Origin of the sequence: Gemmatimonas aurantiaca (assembly GCF_037190085.1) — a bacterium.
In the GTDB taxonomy this organism is placed as follows: domain Bacteria; phylum Gemmatimonadota; class Gemmatimonadetes; order Gemmatimonadales; family Gemmatimonadaceae; genus Gemmatimonas; species Gemmatimonas aurantiaca_A.
In genome coordinates, this window is the sequence record NZ_JBBCJO010000015.1 from 45095 (window position 1) to 61950 (window position 16856).

Annotated in this window: 12 protein-coding genes; 9 read left to right on the plus strand and 3 right to left on the minus strand. The window is 65.7% G+C overall.

The annotated features are described in order from the left end of the window. The first annotated feature begins 29 nt into the window (after nt 1-29). Both WG208_RS18380 and WG208_RS18385 read left to right on the plus strand, forming a co-directional pair. Nucleotides 30-1532, plus strand: a complete 1503-nt coding sequence (locus WG208_RS18380; protein WP_337172855.1) for an ABC transporter substrate-binding protein/permease — start codon at nt 30-32, stop codon at nt 1530-1532. A gap of 1 nt (nt 1533) precedes the next feature. Next, nucleotides 1534-2310, plus strand: a complete 777-nt coding sequence (locus WG208_RS18385) for an ATP-binding cassette domain-containing protein (RefSeq protein WP_337172856.1) — start codon at nt 1534-1536, stop codon at nt 2308-2310. A gap of 76 nt (nt 2311-2386) precedes the next feature. Here WG208_RS18385 and glgA read toward each other — a convergent pair whose 3' ends face one another. Then, nucleotides 2387-3820, minus strand: a complete 1434-nt coding sequence (gene glgA, locus WG208_RS18390; RefSeq protein ID WP_337172857.1) for a glycogen synthase GlgA — start codon at nt 3818-3820, stop codon at nt 2387-2389. A gap of 44 nt (nt 3821-3864) precedes the next feature. On the opposite strand from glgA, the gene glgC reads away from it, so the two are divergent. Then, nucleotides 3865-5121 carry a glucose-1-phosphate adenylyltransferase gene (glgC, locus tag WG208_RS18395; protein ID WP_337172858.1) on the plus strand — a complete coding sequence of 419 codons (1257 nt, stop codon included), beginning with the start codon at nt 3865-3867 and terminating at the stop codon, nt 5119-5121. Nucleotides 5122-5143: 22 nt separating this feature from the next. Then, the gene (locus WG208_RS18400) at nt 5144-5560 is read left to right on the plus strand and encodes a hypothetical protein (protein ID WP_337172859.1); all 417 of its coding nucleotides are present in this window, start codon (nt 5144-5146) and stop codon (nt 5558-5560) included. Between the two features lie 40 nt (nt 5561-5600). Here WG208_RS18400 and WG208_RS18405 read toward each other — a convergent pair whose 3' ends face one another. Further along, the gene (locus WG208_RS18405; protein WP_337172860.1) at nt 5601-6530 is read right to left on the minus strand and encodes a serine hydrolase; all 930 of its coding nucleotides are present in this window, start codon (nt 6528-6530) and stop codon (nt 5601-5603) included. Between the two features lie 331 nt (nt 6531-6861). Between WG208_RS18405 and WG208_RS18410 the strand changes: the two genes are divergently transcribed. From WG208_RS18410 to WG208_RS18420, 3 genes are all read left to right on the plus strand, one after another. Next, nucleotides 6862-8319, plus strand: coding sequence for a nitronate monooxygenase (locus WG208_RS18410; protein ID WP_337172861.1), 1458 nt, complete (start codon nt 6862-6864; stop codon nt 8317-8319). 75 nt (nt 8320-8394) lie between these two features. Further along, nucleotides 8395-9933, plus strand: a complete 1539-nt coding sequence (locus WG208_RS18415) for an aminopeptidase P N-terminal domain-containing protein (protein ID WP_337172862.1) — start codon at nt 8395-8397, stop codon at nt 9931-9933. 32 nt (nt 9934-9965) lie between these two features. Further along, complete coding sequence (locus tag WG208_RS18420; RefSeq protein WP_337172863.1) at nt 9966-12722, plus strand: prolyl oligopeptidase family serine peptidase; 2757 nt, start codon at nt 9966-9968, stop codon at nt 12720-12722. Between the two features lie 22 nt (nt 12723-12744). Here WG208_RS18420 and WG208_RS18425 read toward each other — a convergent pair whose 3' ends face one another. Continuing rightward, nucleotides 12745-14208, minus strand: coding sequence for a hypothetical protein (locus WG208_RS18425; RefSeq protein ID WP_337172864.1), 1464 nt, complete (start codon nt 14206-14208; stop codon nt 12745-12747). A 243-nt stretch (nt 14209-14451) separates the two neighbouring features. On the opposite strand from WG208_RS18425, the gene WG208_RS18430 reads away from it, so the two are divergent. Together WG208_RS18430 and WG208_RS18435 are read left to right on the plus strand one after the other, a co-directional pair. Further along, nucleotides 14452-15933, plus strand: coding sequence for a hypothetical protein (locus WG208_RS18430; RefSeq protein WP_337172865.1), 1482 nt, complete (start codon nt 14452-14454; stop codon nt 15931-15933). 77 nt (nt 15934-16010) lie between these two features. After that, nucleotides 16011-16802, plus strand: a complete 792-nt coding sequence (locus tag WG208_RS18435; RefSeq protein WP_337172866.1) for an endonuclease/exonuclease/phosphatase family protein — start codon at nt 16011-16013, stop codon at nt 16800-16802. Nucleotides 16803-16856: the final 54 nt, after the last annotated feature.

A 16856-nucleotide genomic window follows, 5' to 3' on the forward strand; every position in this document is an offset into this window, starting at 1 on the left:
TCGGGCTGTGTGTGCCGTGCATGCTTTGCATGCTGTGCGTGTTGTCCCTGCTGACGGCCTGCAGCGCGCCATCGGACGGCCCGGCAGGGGTGCTGCGCTGGGGCGGCGACGCGGAGGGTGGTGCTCCCTTCGTCGAAGCCGACCCGTCCAACCCGGCCCTCGTGCGCGGCTTCGATGTGGAGATCGCGACGATGATGGCCGAGGGCATGGGTCGCCGCCCGCAGTTCGTGCAGGTGAGCTGGGCGTCGATCGAACAGTCGGTGGCGCGCGGCGACTTCGACGTGGGCATGTCGGGACTCGAGGATCGCGCCGAATTGCGCGAACGGCTGGCGGTGAGTCTGCCCTACTTCGAGTTCCGCGAAGTGCTCGCCGTCAGACCGGCCGACACGACGCGGTTCCGCACCCTGGCCGATCTCGCGCGCCGACGTGTGGCCACGCTCGGGTCCACGCAGGCCTACGCGCTGCTGCTCGATGCCCAACGTGCGCACGGCGTGATCCCCGTGTCCTACGACGACGACGTCCATCCGTACGAGGATCTGGTGGCCGGCCGCGTCGACGCGGTGCTGCTGGATCACGTGATCGCCGAGCGCGCCCTGCGGCGCACAGCGGGGTTTGTCGTCCTCGCCACCCCCATCACGACCGGCCACTACGTCGCCGTCTTCGCACCGCAGCGGCGCGCCCTGCGCGATTCGGCGGATGCGGTCCTGCGGGCACGCATCATCGATGGATCGCTCGAAGCGGTCTTCCGTCGCTGGGGAGTGTGGGACGAGGCCCAGGCCCGGTATCAGCAGCGGCTCATCGCGCAGTTCCGTGCGATGGGCGGCGACGGGACGACCGCGGTATTGCCGGACATGGCGTCGCCGACCGTGACATCGCCGACCGCGGCATCACCACGGGTGAATACACCCGGCGCGTATCTGCCCGCGCTGCTGCGCGCGGCGGTGATCACCCTGGGCATCTCCGTGGCCGCGATGATGCTCGCGATGAGCCTCGGCGCGTTCATTGCCGCCGGACGGGTGTATGGCGGACCGCTCGCACGCGCGGCACTGACGGTGTACGTGGAAGTGGTGCGGGGCACGCCGGTGCTGCTGCAGCTCTTCGTGTTGTACTACGGTCTGAGCAGCGTGGTGCGTCTGCCGGCATTGTTCGCCGCCATCCTCGGCCTGGGCCTCAACTACGCCGCGTACGAATCGGAGATCTACCGGGCCGCCCTGCAGGCCATTCCGCGGGCACAACTCGAAGCCGCGCGCACCCTTGGACTCACGGAGTGGCAGATCCTCCGGCTGGTCCGTGGTCCCCAGGCCGTGCGTCTCGCCCTGGCGCCGATGACCAACGATTTTGTGGCGCTGCTCAAGGACTCGTCGCTGGTGTCGGTCATCACCGTGGTCGAACTCACCAAGCAGACCGCCATCTATGCCACGAACGTGGGCAGCTGGGTCATTCCCGGTCTGCTGTGTGGCGTCATCTATCTGCTGATGTCGCTGCCGCTTTCGCACCTCGCACGGCGACTCGAGTCGCGCTGGAGCGTGTGACATGTCCACGCACACGTCCACTCCCATGACCAGCGACCTGTCCGCTCCGGCGCTGCGTCTGGAACACCTGACGCTCACCCGTGACGGCCGCCCGGTGCTGCGTGGTGTCGATCTCACCGTGCCACGTGGTGAAGTGTGGGCGCTGATGGGCGTCTCGGGCGCCGGCAAGAGCACGATCCTGCGCGCCGCGGTGGCGCTGGAGCCGTTCGACGGTGGACGCATCGTCGTGGACGATGTGACCTTGCATCCGGGGCGTATTCCTCCCGAGTCCCGGCTGCGCGCGCTGCGCCAGCGCATCGGCATGGTCTTTCAGCATCACGCACTCTTCGCGCATCTGACTGCGATGGAGAATGTCACGCTGGCGCCGGTACACACCGGAACGGCTTCACCGGAGGCCGCGCGGGCAACGGCGCTGTCGCTGTTCGAATCGCTGGGGGTGGCCCATCGGGTGGATGCCTACCCGGCGCAGCTCTCCGGCGGCGAGGCGCAACGTGTGGCCATCGCCCGGGCGCTCGCCCTCGACCCGCAACTCCTGCTGATGGACGAACCCACCGCGGCGCTGGATCCGGCGCGACGGGTCGCCCTCACCGAGACACTGCGTGCGCTGGCGCGCAGTGGACGCACGCTGCTCATCACCACCCACGACATCGCATTCGCCCGCACGGTGGCCGATCGTGTGGCCATCCTGTCCCATGGCGAAGTCGTGGAATGTGGCGATGCGCGCGCAGTGCTGGACGCCCCGCAACACGACGCCACCCGGGCGCTGCTGCGCGACTGACCCGTCGGCGAGACGGATCCAAGCCGGAACGAGGCGGGAACGACGGACGGACGCCGGCCGACGGACGCCGGGTGTGTCAGCCGCTCCTGGCCCAGTGATACACCCCGCCATAGTGCTTCGCGGCGGTGGCCCAGGAGTGATCTTCCTTCATCCCCCGTTCGCGCAGGATCCGCCACCCTTCGGCTTCCCGATACGACGTCAGCGCGCGACGGATCGCATCGATGAAATGTCCGGCGTCATACGGATGGAACCGGAATCCGTTGCCTTCCCATCCTTCACGCACCGTGTCGGCCAGACCACCCGTGGCACGCACCACCGGCACGCTGCCGTACCGCAAGGCGATGAGTTGCCCCAGACCGCAGGGCTCGAATCGCGACGGCATGAGAAACGCATCGCTGCCCGCATAGACCTGCTGTGCCAGTGCGGCATCGAAGCCCACGTGCACCGCCACCCGCGTGGGATGATGATGCGCCAGCCGCTGAAAGGCTTCCTGCAGATACGGCTGACCGGAACCCAGCAGCACGAGCTGCGCATCGGTTTCCTGCAGCAGCCAGGGCATCACCACGTGCAGCAGATCGAATCCCTTCTGCTCCACCAGCCGTGACACCACACCCAGCAGGGGACGCGACGCTTCGACGGGCAATCCCATGCGGGTCTGCAGCGCCGCCTTGCACGCCGCTTTGCCGCTCATGTCGTCCACATGGTAGGGCGCGGCGATGTGGGCGTCGGTGGCCGGATCGAAACGCTGCGTGTCGATGCCGTTCAGAATGCCCGCCACCCGATCCTGCCGGCGCCGCAACAACCCATCGAGCCGCTCGCCATACTCGGGTGTCATGATCTCGCGGGCATACGTGGGACTCACCGTCGTCACCACGTCGGCATACAAAATGCCGCGCGCCATGAAGTTGAACGAATGCGCGATGCCGGCCCCCATCCCGTTTTCGACCAGGCCGCCCTCGCTCAGCCCCGCGACGGCCAGCACGTCGGGGTGCACCTGTCCCTGATAGGCGAGGTTGTGGATGGTGAAGACCGTCGCGATGTGGCCGAACGTGTACGCGTAATACGTCTTCAGGTAGTTGATGACGAGCGCCGCGTGCCAGTCGTGACAGTGCACGATATCGGGTTGCCACCCCTCCACTTCCCGCAGATGCTGCATGGAGGCCAGCACACCGCGCGCGAACAGAATGAACCGGCGATGATCGTCGGATTCACCGTAGATCACGCCGCGTTCGAAGGCCGCCGGAATGTCGAGCAGGTATGTGGGCACCGCGTCCTCGCGCGCCCGCAGCAGTCGCAACTCCTCGGCCCGTTCCCCGATCGGCAGGAACGTGGCGGCGATGGGCCCATCCACCGGCACCCGGCGTTCCCGCAACTCCCGGTAGCGCGGCATCATGACCCGCACATCGTGTCCGGCATCCCGCAGGGCGGCGGGCAGGGCACCGGCAACATCGGCCAATCCGCCCGTCTTGACGTAGGGCGTGGCTTCGGCGGCGACGAAGAGGACATTCATACCAGTACCTTACGCCCTGCACGCCCGCGACGCAAAATGCGGACATGACCCCGTCCAATCGCGGAACACTGGCCCGCACGGCCATGGCGTACGTGCTCGCCGGCGGGCGCGGATCCCGCCTCCATGAACTCACCGATCCCCGCGCCAAGCCCGCGGTGTATTTCGGCGGCAAGACGCGCATCATCGACTTCGCGCTCTCGAACGCCATCAACTCCGGCATCCGCCGCATCGGCGTGGCCACGCAATACAAGGCGCACAGTCTGATCCGGCATCTGCAGCGCGGATGGAACTTCATGCGCCCCGAGCGCAACGAGAGTTTCGACATCCTGCCGGCGAGCCAGCGCGTCAGCGAAACGCAGTGGTACGACGGCACGGCCGACGCAGTCTATCAGAATCTGGACATCATCGCCGACTACGCGCCGGAATACATGGTCATCCTGGCGGGCGATCATGTCTACAAGATGGACTACGAGCTCATGCTGCAGCAGCACGTCAACCAGCGGGCCGACGTCACGGTGGGCGTGCTGGAAGTGCCGCGAAAGGAAGCGTCGGGGTTCGGCGTGATGCATGTGGACGGGGACGATCGCATCATCACGTTCCTGGAGAAGCCGGAGGATCCGCCGGGCATCCCCGGTCGCCCCGATCTCGCGCTGGCCAGCATGGGGATCTACGTCTTCAAGACGACGTATCTCATCGAATTGCTGCGCGCCGACGCCGCCGATCCGCACTCCAGCCACGACTTCGGCAAGGATCTGATCCCCGGCGTGGTGCGCAACGGCAAGGCCATCGCCCACCGCTTCAGCACCTCCTGCATACGCTCGCCGGATGAGCCGCGGGCCTACTGGCGCGATGTCGGCACGATCGATGCGTATTGGGAAGCCAACGTGGATCTCACCACGGTCACGCCCGAGCTCGATCTGTTCGACAAGGACTGGCCGATCTGGACCTATTCGGAGCTGACTCCGCCGGCCAAGTTCGTGCACAACGAGGAAGGCCGCCGGGGCCACGCCCTGAACTCCCTGGTGTCGGGCGGGTGTATCATCTCGGGGTCCTATCTGCACAAGTCGTTGCTGTTCACCGGGGTCCGGGTGCACTCCTATTCCCACCTGGAGGGCGCGGTGGTCCAGCCCTACGTGGACGTCGGGCGCGGTGCCCGGCTGCGTAACGTCGTGGTGGATCGCGGGGTACGAATACCAGCCGGGCTGGTCGTCGGAGAAAATGCCGAACTCGACGCCAGACGGTTCCGTCGTACCAGCCGGGGGACGGTGCTGATCACCCAGCCGATGATCGATCGGCTCTGAGGAACGTCCGAGGACACAAACCATGTCTGTCACATTGTCTGCCCGCCGTACCCTGCTGGCGCTCGCCGTCGTGGCTGGAGCGCTGGGGCTTTCGAGTTGCCGCAAGGGCGCCCCGCCGAGCGGCGGGGAGATGGGTTCCATCGTCCTGGTCAACAACCGGGGCTATTACGATGTGAACATCTATGCCATTCGCTCCGTGGGCGTGAACGGCCGGCGACTGGCCACGGTGCAGGGTGGATCCACCGCCACCCTGCGCGTCCGGGAGATGGACCAGCAGCCGGGCGGCGGTGTCATGCTCAACCTGCGGGCGATCGGAGCACGGGCCACCTGGACCACGCCGCTGCTGAATATCGGCTTCGGGTCCGTGGGGCGGCTGGACATCATGTCCAGCAGCGGCGGCGATCTCAGTCAGAGCATGTTCTATCTGTCCACGCAGTAACCGCCATCGTCACGCGGCAACACCGGGCAGGGCCCACCGCTCACCGACGCCCCCACTGCGCGGTGATGGCCTGACCGATCCGCCCGATCACCGCATTCCCGTCCGCATCCACCCAGTAGCGGGTATCGACGTTCTCCTTGGTCATCACACAAGCCACGATGCGCGCCGGCAGATACAGGATGCCACAATCCGTGCGCGCGGCATCCACATCGCCGGTTTTGTGCGCGGCCCGCACGCCATAGTTGAAGCGCAGCAGTTTGGAATCGTCGGCGTTCTGGGCGAGGATGGTGAGCATGGTGGAGTCGGCCGCCGGACTCACCGCCTTGCCCTGCGCCATCAGCGTGAAGAGCTGCGCCATCTCGTTGGGTGTGGTCACTCCGAGTCCGTATTTGGCCGAACTGTCGGGCGCGACGGTGGCGATACGCGTCATCGATCCGGAATGCACCTTGGTGTGTGGCAGGCCGAGCGCTTCCATCTTCTGCCACACGCGTCGGATCTTGATCCGGTCGAGCACGAGATTGGTGGCCGTGTTGTCGCTCAGCGTACTCATGAGCCAGGCCACGTCCCACAGACGCAGCGTGAGCGGTGTGCGCAGGAACTGCAGTTGCCCCGCCCCACCCACTTTGTCGATGTCCGTCAGTACGATCGGATCGTCCAGCGTGAGCTGCTTCTGCTCCGCCAGATCGAACAACCCCACCAGGATCGGCACCTTGATGAGTGAGGCGGTCGTGAAGGTTTCGTCGCCGCGGCGCTCGAGGTGTTCACCGGTCTCGAGGTTGGTGATGCTGTAGCCCACCACGCCGCGATGCGCGTCGGCGAGACTGTCGATGGTACGGCGCAGCGCCGCGGGGGCATCTTTGCGCGTGCCGGCGATGGCACGCGGGGCCATGGATGAGCCGGTCGACTGCGCCGACATCATCGCCGGAAGACTCGCGGCGGCCCACAACGCAAGAGCGGGGAGAAGTCGCATGCCGGGAACATACCGTCTCCCTCAGCGCCTTGCTCCCCGTCTCGTGGACGCTCCCGCCCCTCCGCAGGATTGTCCGCCGGATACCCCTCTCCACGTGGACACCACGCAGGTATCCGGATCCCCGCACCCCCCACCAGCAGATCGCCCAAGGTCGATGCGCTTGCCTGTGCAGAGGACACGTGTCGTGCACGCTTCCCTACGTCCGATATGCACGGGCCATCGGTGCATTCCCTGACACGCCTGTCGGGGGAATCTCGAATGCCGTGGATATCACCCGTCGATGCACATTGCACATTCCGTCTTCTGTCTTCCGTCACGCCGGAATCCCGTCATGTCCAGCACTTCTCTCGCAACGCGTCCGCAACTCATCCAGGGCGGTATGGGCATCGGCGTGTCCAACTGGCGACTGGCACGGGCCGTCTCCCGCGCGGGACATCTGGGCGTCATATCGGGCACGGTCATCGACACGGTGATGGTGCGTCGATTGCAGGACGGCGATCCCGGTGGGCATGTACGACGGGCACTGGCGCATTTCCCCATTCCCGCGATCGCGGAGGAGATGCTGCACCGGTACTTCCAGGTCAACGGCCGTGCGCCCGACGCGCCGTATCGCCTGTTACCCATGTATCGCCAGGTGGTCAGTCGCGCCCGGCAACGCGTGACGGTGGCCGCGGCGTTCGTGGAAACATGGCTGGCCCGTGAGGGGCACGATGGGCTCGTGGGCATGAACCTGCTCACGAAGGTGCAACTGCCGAATCTGCCCACGCTCTATGGCGCCATGCTCGCAGGGGTGTCCACCATCATCATGGGAGCGGGCATTCCCCGTGAGATTCCCGGCGCGCTCGATGCGCTCGCGGAACACCGGCCGGCCGCGCTGCGATTCGATCTCGAGGCGGCACCACGCGATGTCGTGGAGTGGATCACGTTCGATCCGGCCGATCTCTGGCTCGGTCATGGTGCGCCTCCGTCCGCGCTCATGCGACCGTCGTTCTATCCGGTGGTCTCGGCGGTGTCACTGGCCGCGACCCTCGCCAGGAAGTCCACGGGACGTGTCGATGGGTTCGTGGTCGAAAGTCCCACGGCGGGGGGACACAACGCGCCGCCACGCGGGGAGATGCAGCTCGACGCCTCGGGACAACCGGTCTATGGCGAACGGGATCTGGTCGACTTCGCCCGCATGCAGGAACTCGGTCTGCCGTTCTGGATTGCCGGTGGCGCCGGCACGCCGGAGGGACTCGATCGTGCGCTCGCCCTGGGTGCCGCCGGTATCCAGGTGGGCACGCTGTTCGCCTTCTGCAACGAATCGGGGCTCGACCCCGCGGTGCGCACCTCCGTGCTCGACGCGATCCGGTGCGGCACCGCCAGCGTGTTTACCGATCCCCTCGCATCGCCGACGGGATATCCCTTCAAGGTGATCCGCGGGGTGCCGGCGCTCGAGGCGACACGCACCCGCGTCTGCGATCTCGGTTATCTCCGCGTCGCCGTCCGTCAGGATGACGGCCGGGTGGTCTATCGTTGTGCCGCCGAACCGGTCGACGCCTACGTGGCCAAGGGCGGCAAAGCCGAAGACACCGAAGGACGCCGCTGCCTCTGCAACGGCCTGTTGTCCGATATCGGACTCGCCCAGCCCCGCGAGGAAGGCCCCGAACCGGCACTGGTGACCAGCGGAGACGATCTGCAGTCCGTCGCGATGCTGGCCGCGGAAGGCAATTACAGCGCCGACGATGTGATCGGATGGCTCACGCGGGCCACGGAGCGGCGGATCGAGGAACCGATCGTGATGGCGTAGAACCGGACGCAGGGACGATCAGGCGTCGTCAGCAACGGAAGAACCAATACCCGGAATTCGACGGTAGATTCCGGGATGCGCCTTTCTCCACTTCCGCGTGCGCTTTCCGCGACGGCTCTGTTCGCCCTGGCGACGGTCATCTCCACTCCCGTATCCGCTCAGACACCGGCACGACGGCCCACGCCGCCGCCGACAAGGCCACGTAGCACTGCCACTGACACGGCCATCACGCAGGCCGAAGTGGCCGCCCGACGGGCCGCATTGGCCGAGCGAGTCGAGAACGGTGTCGTGCTCGCGTTCGGTGGACGTGCACTCGTGCACGACTTCAGCGCCTTCTACCAGCTCTCGGCGTTCCGGTATCTCACGGAACTGAACGAACCGGATCACGCATTCGTGATGGTGGTCCGCAACAAACAGGCGCAGAGCACGCTGTTTCTCACCCCGCTCGATGCCCGTACGGCGTTCTACTACGGAGAGCGCGTCGATACCGCCTCCAGCCTGAAGAGGTACGGCATCCCCGGGCGCTCCTTTGCGGCGCTGGCCGGTGTGCTCGATTCGCTGGCCGCCACGGGACTGCCCTTCTACCACATCCCCGATGTGGAAACGATGGATTTCGCGCGCAACGATTCACTCACGCGTGGTCAGCAAGCGGTCAAGACACTCTCGGACAAATATCCGTCGCTGCCCATCCGGAACGCGATGCCGTTGGTGCTCGATTTGCGCGCGCGCAAATCGCCCGCCGAAATGGCGCTCATCCGGCGGGCCGCGGAGATCAGCGCGGAGGGCCATCGCGCCGCGATGCTCACCGCCAATCCGCAGCACGAGTACGAGCTGCGTGCCGCGCTCGAATACGAATTCACCCGCCGGGGCGCCGAACGACCGGCGTACGGTTCCATCGTGGGGGGCGGTTACAACGGCACCACGCTGCACTACATGAAGGACAGCGATCCGGTGAAGCCGGGCGACCTCGTCGTGATGGATGCCGCGGCCGAGTTCCGTGGGTATGCAGCGGACATCACGCGCACGATTCCGGTGAGCGGCACCTACACACCGGCCCAGCGCCGCATCTATCAACTGGTGCGTGACGCGCAGAACATGGCCGAGCAGATGTCGAAGCCGGGTATGAGCGTGCGCGCCGCCGCGGATTCCTCGGTGGCCGTTCGCACACGCGGGCTCGCGGCCCTGGGACTCATCGAGAGCGAGGACGCCACGTTCGATCCGCCGTGGGCGGTGAATTGCACGATGAGCCCCGCGTCGTGCAAGCAGGCCAATCTCTGGATGATTCACGGCATCACGCACGGCATCGGCCTCGCGGTGCACGATCCCATGCAGGGCAGCGGACGCGACGCCACGTTCCAGGTGGGTGATGCCTTCACCATCGAACCGGGCATCTACGTCAGTTCGCGCGCGCTCGCGGTGCTTCCCGATACACCGAAGAATCGCGCCTTCATCGCAAAAGTGAAGGCGGTGGTGCAGCAGTACGAGAACACCGGCGTCCGCATCGAAGACGACTATCTCATCACCGACAAGGGCCTCGAGCGCATTTCACTCGTGCCCCGCGAGATGGACGAAATCGAAGCCCTGATGAAGCGGCGCCGCACGATTCAGCCGTGATGGTGCCTCTGTCTCCTTCAACCGTTTACCGCATGCGTCGTTCCACCACACTGCTGTTCACCTCGGGCCTGGTCGCCGGCACCATCGGCTCCACCACGATCGATGCCCAACCCAGGCCCACGGTGACGCCGGCCGACTATGCGCAATGGGAAATGCCGGGCGCCCCGCGCCTGTCGCCCCGTGGTGACTGGACGGCGATACCGATGACGCGCATGAACGACAGCAGTGAAGTGCGCCTCATCGGTGGCCCGCGCGACACCACCATCATCATTCCGTTTGCCATGCCGGCGACCTTCTCGCCCGCCGGCGGGTGGGTAGGTATGCTCGTCGGGATATCCACGGCCGAACGGGAGCGGCTCACCCGCGAAAAGAAGCCGGTGCGCAACAGTGTCCAGCTCCGTCATCTCGGCACCGGGCAGGTCATCACCGAGACGGATGTCAACGCCTTTGCGTTCAGCGCCAACGGACGCTTCGTGACGCTCACGCGGTATCCGCAGGAAGGCAAACCGGTTTCCGATGTGCTGGTCTACGACCTCACGCGGGGCACCCGTCTCACCTTCCCGTCGGTGCGGGACCAGGCCTGGGCCGACGGCACGGGCGCTGGCGCCACCGGTGCGCTGCTGGCTCTGGCCATCGATGGCGACGGTCCGTCGGGGTATTCGGTGCAACTGTACGATGCGGCGGCCAATACGTTGCGCGTCCTGGAGAACGGGGCGGTCCCTTACCGCGCGCTGGCGTGGCGTCGCCGTGCGGCCGATCTCGCCGTTCTGCGCGGCGTCGTGGACAAGGCGTGGCGCGACACGGCGCACGTGCTCGTCACCTGGCGCGATGTGACCGGCAATGCCACGTCGCGTGTCCTCGATCCGGCCACCATGAACGGGTTTCCCGCCCGCATGCGCATCGCGGAACACCGCCGTCCCACGTGGTCACGGGACGGTCAGGTGATGTTCTTCGGTCTGCGTCCGCGATTGGCCGCGGCCGATGCCATCAAGAAGAGCGCCGACAAAGTCTCCGATGTGGAGATCTGGCATACCAACGACGTGCGCATGTTCCCGCAACAGAAGGCCCAGGAGGCGCAGGATCTGCGCAGCACGCTGCTCACGGCCTGGCATCAGGGTGACGACCGCATCGTACAGATCGGCACCGACCTCGAGGAGCAGGCGGCCGCACTGGAGAACGGACGCTGGGCCACCGAGATCGATCGCAAGCCTTATCCCTGGGAGTGGAAGTTCGGCCGCAATGTGCAGGACGTATGGGCCGTGAATCTCGAGACCGGGGCACGCACGAAAGTCCTGCAGCGTGTGCGGCACTACTACGGCGGCGATCCCACCGGAACGAAACTCGCCTGGTCGGACGGCCGGGACTACTGGGTCGTCGATCTGGCTTCCGGTACGCGCACCAATCTGACCGGTGCGCTCACCCGGGGCGGCAAGGCCGACTTCGTGGATCACGACGACGATCACCCCACCGATATCCCCCACATCTTCCCCATCGTGGCGTGGAGCAAGACGGGTGACGCGCTGCTGGTGAACGACACCCACGATGTCTGGCGGCTCGCCGTGAATGGCGGCGGCAACACCCGGCTCACCAACGGTGCGCGGGATCAGGTCGTCCACCGTCTGGTGAACTTCGCGCCCTTCGGCGCATCGGTGGTGGAGCGCGCGGTGGATCTCGAAGCGCCCCTCTATTTCACGCTCACCGGACGTCTGAGCAAACAGAGCGGGTACGCCCGTCGGGCCGGCGATGGCACGGTGCAACGCCTGATGCTCGTCGACGCCGGACATTCGACGCTCGTCAAGGCCGACAGCGCCGACATCTTTGCGTTCACGCGCCAGCGCTACGACACATCGCCCAATGTGTTCGTCGGTGACGACCCCGCCACGGCAAAGGCCGTCACGGCCACCAATCCGCAGCAGGCGAAGTATGCGTGGGGAAAGGCGGAGCTCATGAACTTCCGCAGCACCATTGGTGTGCCCCTGCAGGCGCTGCTGTACTATCCGGCCAATTACGATCCGGCGAAGAAGTATCCGCTCATCGTGTACACCTACGAGCGGCTTTCACAGGGGCTGCACGGCTACATCGCCCCCAACGATCGCAACTACTACAACGCCACGGTGTTCTCACAGCAAGGCTACTTCGTGCTGATGCCGGACATCGTCTTCCGTCCCCGCGAGCCCGGCATCGGCACGAAGTACGCCGTCGAGCCGGCCGTGCGCGCCGTCATTGCCCGGGGCCTCGTGGATCCGGCGCGGGTCGGCCACGTGGGGCATTCGCAGGGTGGGTACGAAGCCGCCTATCTCGCCACGCACAGCAATCTCTTCCAGACCACCATCGTGGGGTCGGGGATCACCGACATGATCAGCTTTGCGGGCCAGTTGCACTGGAGTCAGGGCACGGCGGAGTTCGATCACTGGGAGACCGGTCAGTTCCGCATGCAGGTCGCGCCATGGGAAGACACGAAAGCCATGATCGACAACTCGCCGCTGGCCCGCGTGCATCAGATGCAGGCGAAGAGCATGCTCATCGAGATCGGCAGTGACGATGGGACGGTCGATCCCAGACAGGGCTCCCTGTTCTACAACTACGCCCGTCGCGCCGGCAAGCAGGTCGTGATGCTCACCTATCCCGGTGAAGGACACGGCCTCACCAAGCGTGAGAATCAGCGCGACTACCAGACGCGCATCCTCGAGTGGTTCGGCCACTACCTCAAGGGCGAACCCGCTCCACGCTGGATCACGGAAGGCCAGACCGCGCTCGAACGCCGGGCCATCCTCGACGCAAACAAGTAACGGCCCGTCGGTCGAGGTCTTCTCAGGACCCTCTGAGGCGCGCGAATTCCGGTTTCGTGGCCGTCAGAATCTCGAGCACGTCCCGACGATCCTCGGCGGAAATGTTCTGCAGGTCGGGAGTGCGATCGGTGCCGTTCAGAATGCCGTAGAGACGCGTATACACGGCGCGCTTCGCCAGTTCGGGGAGCGCGTCGAACGCTTCCGAATACACGAGGAAGCTGAGACGGTATTTGAACAGCCGCTTGTCGAGATCGAGCGCACGCAGCGACCGACCTTTGGGATCACGCGGCCCGCGGGCCATGAACTCCTCGGCAAAACGCGTCGATCCCCGCACCGGAGCCTCGAACGAGGCCTCGTTCACGAAGAGCATCCCGCGCACGAGCGTCTCCACCGCGCCGCGCAGACGCGGCGTGACCACCGGGCCGGCCTGACGAGCCTCCGGTGGAGCGATCGCGGCTTCCATCACGGCCTCCCGCGCGGCTTCATGCGTGGCCGTGATCAGATTGTGCAGAATCGTCTGGTGCGTGAGCACCATGATGGCCACGATGTCGCTCTGCGTCGTCAGGTAGTACGTGGAGTCGAACTTCCCCGACAGATTGGGGAGCTGACTCTCGGCGCGCGGATCGAACTTCGTCCGGAACTGCGCCTTGTCGGACACCTGACCGTTCAACACCGGCGCATACACATTGCCCGCGTGCCCCACGTTGCCGTACGTGCCGGTCACGTACCAGCCGCCGAATCGCTGACGGAGCGGCGTGGCGTCGGTGGTGGGCCCATCGTGCACACCGGTGATGGGATAACCGTGCCGGTCGGCAATGGTCGACAGCACCATGAACCCGGGCACGCCTCCGGTGACACTGCGGGAGTGATGGCACATCAGACAGGTGGTCGTCTCCTTGGAAAAGCGCGGCTTGTCGCGCTCGGCCTGCCCGAAGGTGTAGAACCGTCCACCGGCCGTGGGATGCACCGCCGCGATTTCGAGAAAATCGCTGTCGAACACATACCCGACGTACACGTCGTCATTGAAATACAGCGCCCGCGGCGACCACGGCGTGATCTTGTCGGTCTGCAGACTGGTACGCGAGAAGACCAGCATCTGTGAAGACACCGGGATGTCCAGCGCCTTGAGCACGGCCGGCAGATATCCCAGGATCGAGTCGTGCGCGAGCGTCACCGTACCGGCTTCGAGCTTGGCCTGCAATCGCATCACCGGATCCAGCACGCTGGTGTCCTGCTCCCCCGGAGCCCTGACACCCGATGCGACCGTCGCGGCTTCGAATCGGTCCGCCCAGGGAACGGCGGTCCGGGAGACAGGCGTGAAGGTCGCCGGAGCAAGCGATGTCGTCGGGGCATCCCACGACGTCGCCACCATCGACACGCCGGTCGACATGTCCTGCGACGGGTTCATGGATGCGGTGGCGCTGGCAGTCGCCACCACACCGCCGATGACACCCGCCGCGCTGAGCCAGGCCCGGAATGGACGCATATCCGAAGAAAAGTGGGTGATAGGATGCAGGTATTTATCGATACGCACAGCCTGTCCATTTCGCTCGCGATGGGATGACGCCGGTGCTCTTCCCAGGCCCGTCAATTCTCATGGACGAGGCGTCTTTCACCGGGACAAGCGGTGAAACTCGATGAGCGGAGAGGCGTGGTGGCATCGAGGCTTCTTCCTTCCCACCCGCTCTCCTCAATGCACACGATCCAGAATCTCATGCGGATGTCGGCGATGATGTCACCACACCCGATATCTTCCCGCCTTGCCCTGGTCCTCACCACTGCCGCATCGATCGCGGTCTCGCCCGTGTTGCCGGATACGATTGGCGCACAATCCGCGGCGCCACGCCGCGGCAATGATCCCGCGGCCGAGGCGCTGGTGGCCCGCTCGCTGGCGCGGATGGGCGGCGACAGTCTGCTGCGCTCCATCACCTCCCTGCGCATGGATGTGATGACACAATGGCAGCGCATCGGTTTCGCCGATCATCCCTATGCCGACGCTCCCTCGTACGAACGCCATACCGATCTGCGCGACTACACCACCAACAGTTGGCGCAATACGCGTTTCTTCCTGCCGTCGCCCGCCGCATCGGTGGACATCGTGCGGGATACCATCGGTGCGCGCTGGTTCGTGCCACCCAGCGGCGCGGCAACCATCACCCCGCTCAACATCGCCTATGTCGATGAGCGGCGGGAACTCTTTGCCTTTGCGCCCGAACGCACGCTGCAGCTTGCCCGGGCATCGGGAGCGATGCGTCTGCTCTCCGACACGGTCATCGATGGCGCTGCCCACGTGCGTATCTCCGCCACCGTCGATGGATTTCCTGCCGTCTGGTTCGTCCGTCGCAGTACGGCGCTGCTGGGCATGGTCCGTTTCACCGCCGACGAGACCAACGACTTCGGACTCGCGCCCTGGGCCCGACAGGAGATCGAGTTCTGGTACTCCGGATGGACACGCTACAATCCCGGCGTGCTGCTCCCGCGTCAGCGCGATGTCCGTCGTGTCGGTCGCCCGTACAAGCGCATGACGGCACTGGCCCTGAACATCAACGCAGCCGCGCCTGCCGACTCCTTTGCCATCCCCGATTCCACGGCGACACGATACCTCTCCACCGAGCAACGGCCGATGTGGAATGCGCCACTCGATTCCGTGCAATTCATCGAACAGTCGTTCGTCACATTCCCGCCCTTCCTCGGCAACGCGGGTGTGGTGCGTATCGGCGGGCAGTGGGTGCTGCTCGAAACGGCGCAGGCCGAAGGAGCCGTGAATCTGCTGGACACCTGGCTCACGAAGCAGACGGGCGCGGGGGTATCCGCCGCGATCATCGCGAGGCCAACCAGTGGCAACGGTGGTGTGCGCTGGTTCACCGCGCGACGCAAACCCACATACGTGACACCGGGAGTGCGCCCCGCGATGCGTCGCATGATCGGCGCGGACGCCGCAACGCATCTGCAGGTCGTCGCACGGCCGCAGTGGGTGCGCGTGGGCAGCGACTCGCTGTTGCTCACACCTTTTGAACTGCCGGATTTCGGCACGGCCCTGGCGGTGTACTCGCCCACGCTGCGCTGGCTCTACACACCCTTCGCCGGTCTTCCCGCCTATCAGACCGAACATGACACGCTGCTCGCGGACCTCCGTGCCCGGAAGCTGCCCGTGGAATGGCTCGGGACAGTGCGCTCACTCAGAGCTCCCGCTCCACGCGCATCGAACTGACGGAGTCCGCTGATTGAGGAGAGGGCGCGATACGGGCATGGAGAGCACATCCGATGCATCGGGTGCATACTATGCCCATGCCACGCCCTCTTTCCATTCTGCCGCTGGCGCTGCTGGTCACGCTCGGCACCGCAGCGTCCGTACCTGCCCGTCAGGACAACCGCTTCACCGTCGCCACCTACAACATCCGCCATGGTCGCGGCATGGACGAGGCGGTGAACCTGAAGCGCACCGGTGATGCGATCGGTGCACTCGGTGCGGATGTGGTGGCATTGCAGGAGGTGGACCGCAACGTGGAGCGTTCCGGTCGCATCGACGAACCGCGGGTGCTGGGCGAGCAACTGAACATGAAAGACGAGTTCGGTGCGTTCTTCCCGTATCAGGGCGGAGAGTACGGCATGGCGCTGCTCTCGCGGTTCCCCATCCGTCGCACCGAAGCATTACGTCTTCCCGACGGCAACGAACCGCGGGTCGCTCTGTTCGCCGAGATCGAGTTGCCATCGCGACGGCGCGTGCTCGTGGTGAACGTGCATTTCGACTGGGTGGACAACGACACGCTGCGGTATGCGCAGGTGCAGGCGCTTGCCGCCGTGCTCGATACGGTGCAGCTGCCCACCATCCTGCTCGGCGACTTCAACGATCAACCGGGCTCCCGCACCCTCTCGCGGTGGCGGGAGCGCTTCCGGGCCGCGGAGAAGCCGGTGGGTGATCGTTTCACGTTCTCGTCCACCGAACCGAAATACGAGATCGATCACATCCTGCTCGGCCCTCCGAATGCCTGGGAGTCCGCCACCGCGCGGGTGATGACGGATCCGCTCACGTCGGACCATCGTCCGGTCGTGGCAACCGTGAGGCTGCGCGGGCGATAGCGCCGTCTGAAAGCCGATGGGCAGTCGAGCCGCTTCGGCCTGCGCGCTTCGATG

What these genes read in the sequence shown, in the direction of transcription:
- WG208_RS18380 (WP_337172855.1), top strand. Translation starts at nt 30, where the DNA reads ATGCTGTGCGTGTTGTCCCTGCTGACGGCCTGCAGCGCGCCATCGGAC.
- WG208_RS18385 (WP_337172856.1), top strand. Translation starts at nt 1,534, where the DNA reads ATGTCCACGCACACGTCCACTCCCATGACCAGCGACCTGTCCGCTCCG.
- glgA (WP_337172857.1), bottom strand. Translation starts at nt 3,820, where the DNA reads ATGAATGTCCTCTTCGTCGCCGCCGAAGCCACGCCCTACGTCAAGACG.
- glgC (WP_337172858.1), top strand. Translation starts at nt 3,865, where the DNA reads ATGACCCCGTCCAATCGCGGAACACTGGCCCGCACGGCCATGGCGTAC.
- WG208_RS18400 (WP_337172859.1), top strand. Translation starts at nt 5,144, where the DNA reads ATGTCTGTCACATTGTCTGCCCGCCGTACCCTGCTGGCGCTCGCCGTC.
- WG208_RS18405 (WP_337172860.1), bottom strand. Translation starts at nt 6,530, where the DNA reads ATGCGACTTCTCCCCGCTCTTGCGTTGTGGGCCGCCGCGAGTCTTCCG.
- WG208_RS18410 (WP_337172861.1), top strand. Translation starts at nt 6,862, where the DNA reads ATGTCCAGCACTTCTCTCGCAACGCGTCCGCAACTCATCCAGGGCGGT.
- WG208_RS18415 (WP_337172862.1), top strand. Translation starts at nt 8,395, where the DNA reads ATGCGCCTTTCTCCACTTCCGCGTGCGCTTTCCGCGACGGCTCTGTTC.
- WG208_RS18420 (WP_337172863.1), top strand. Translation starts at nt 9,966, where the DNA reads ATGCGTCGTTCCACCACACTGCTGTTCACCTCGGGCCTGGTCGCCGGC.
- WG208_RS18425 (WP_337172864.1), bottom strand. Translation starts at nt 14,208, where the DNA reads ATGCGTCCATTCCGGGCCTGGCTCAGCGCGGCGGGTGTCATCGGCGGT.
- WG208_RS18430 (WP_337172865.1), top strand. Translation starts at nt 14,452, where the DNA reads ATGATGTCACCACACCCGATATCTTCCCGCCTTGCCCTGGTCCTCACC.
- WG208_RS18435 (WP_337172866.1), top strand. Translation starts at nt 16,011, where the DNA reads ATGCCACGCCCTCTTTCCATTCTGCCGCTGGCGCTGCTGGTCACGCTC.